This window comes from Corynebacterium sp. HMSC04H06, assembly GCF_001815935.1.
GTDB lineage: Bacteria > Actinomycetota > Actinomycetes > Mycobacteriales > Mycobacteriaceae > Corynebacterium.
The window spans coordinates 1-1271 of the sequence record NZ_KV823415.1 but is presented as its reverse complement, the minus strand read 5'-3'; the positions used below and the strand labels follow the sequence as shown (position 1 = coordinate 1271).

Here is a 1271-nt window from a genome sequence, read left to right as displayed (position 1 = left end):
GAAGCGGAACTAAACCCAGGACGCTTCAACCATCATTAGCCGATCAACCAACACAACTATCAAATACGGGTTGCGGTTCTTGCACCCGCCTCGCCTTGCGGCTCGTTGGGCTGCCGCCCAAATCAATAGATTTGGTTGCCACCAAACAGGGCGGTTTCAAGTGGTGGATGCATCACTTGAATAGTTCTTGTATCTTCTCTTCGGGTTTATACCAGTCGAGGACTTTTCTAGGGCGCCCGTTGAGAAGGTCTTGAATATGTTGGACATCCTTGTCGGTCAGAGTACTAAAGTCGCTTCCTTTAGGTAGGAAGTCTCTGACTAGCCCGTTGGTGTTTTCGTTGGTAGGTCACTGCCACGGCGAGTGCGGATCGCAGAAGTAAACTGCTAGTCCACGTGCGATGCTCAGCTTGTCGACTTGGGCTAGTTCTACGCCTTGGTCCCAGGTCAGCGTTTTGGTGATGTTGCGTATTTTGCCGGTAAACATCTCGATCAACTTATCGACAGTCGTGGCGGAATCATGAACATCTAGTTTGCGGATCATGGTGTAGCGAGTACTGCGTTCCACACAGGTTACGAGTGCAGTTGTGCCTCCTTGGCCGATGATGAGATCGCCTTCCCAGTGTCCTGGAACAGCGCGGTCTTCAACGCTGGCAGGGCGCTTGCTGATGCGATAGTCTTCACCAATCCAGCTTCGATTACCGCGGGCTGGCAGGCGTGATTGTGGTTTTCGTCCGGTACGCCCAGAACGCAGGGCTTTTTCTACCTTCAATTCCTGGCGTAAAGCGCCTTTGGCTTGGATGTAGAGAGCTTGGTAGATGGTTTCATGGCTAATTGACATATCCCCACCTTTACCGAAGCAGCGGGCAAGATAGTTCGAAATCTGCTCAGGTGACCACTTCGTGTTCAATCCCTCGATGACCAAGGCACGCAACTGCGGGTTGGTATCGAGTTTGCGGGGTTTAGGCCTGGCTAAGCGGTCCACAGCCCGCTTTTGAGCTACGAGGGCATCGTAGCCATGCTCAGTCATCCCACGGGCGATTTCCCTGCTAATCGTCGACTGATTACGTCCCAGCTGGGCTGCAATCTCACGGTGAGTATGGCCCTGTTTCAGCAGGTAGGCTATCTCTATTCGGTCATGTCGGATAAGACGCTTTCCGCGTCCTACCTTCGATTCAGATTCAGTGGGATGATCATTGAGTATCAAACGCCCAGACTTGTGATCATGGTGCCACGCTTTGACCGTTGAAGCGTCCTGGGTTTAGTTCCGCTTC

At 52.5% G+C, this 1271-nt stretch carries 1 protein-coding gene; it reads right to left on the bottom strand.

The window, feature by feature from the left end; translation table 11 throughout:
- Positions 1 to 346 precede the first annotated feature (346 nt).
- Positions 347 to 1204, bottom strand: coding sequence for an IS30 family transposase (locus tag HMPREF3067_RS10940; RefSeq protein WP_083319117.1), 858 nt, complete (start codon positions 1202 to 1204; stop codon positions 347 to 349).
- Positions 1205 to 1271: the final 67 nt, after the last annotated feature.